Raw genomic sequence first — 451 nt, 5'->3', positions numbered from 1 at the left:
AGCGTTGTTACCTGCGCTATCAACGACATCATATTCAACTAGTATTCCCGTAGGGTTTGGTACGGATGTATCGATAATAGTGGGAGTATCGATAACGTTCGGCCTAGTAACGACCTCAGATGTCAAATCCAAGTCTTCTGTATCATAAGCGGAGTAGCCGGGCTCGGAATATTCGTCGCCAACAATAAGTGTGACGTCAGTTGAGCCCGCTGATGTTTCGGCAAGAGTAATGATAGGTTTTTCATCAACGCCAGCTTCACTGGCTTTTAGTTGGATTGGTGTGCCAGCGGTGAAGTCAGTGAACTGGAAGCAGTCATCAATATCAGTGCTAGTTGATTGGTCAGATAAAGCTGTTTGGCTAAGTAATATATCAGCATTGACTGCTACACCGTTCTTTTCAAAGCAGCCGGTAATGCCAAACGGGATAACCCCTGTTTCGATAGCGTAAATC

General features: G+C 45.2%; 1 protein-coding gene. It reads right to left on the bottom strand.

Translation table 11 applies throughout. The annotated features are described in order from the left end of the window. On the bottom strand, positions 1–451 hold a 451-nt coding region (locus A3763_RS28315; RefSeq protein ID WP_197482804.1), incomplete at both ends, for an immunoglobulin-like domain-containing protein.

The organism is Oleiphilus sp. HI0128 (assembly GCF_001635365.1).
The sequence above is the reverse complement of the archived record's forward strand: the minus strand, read 5'-3'. Positions and strand labels throughout refer to the sequence as shown.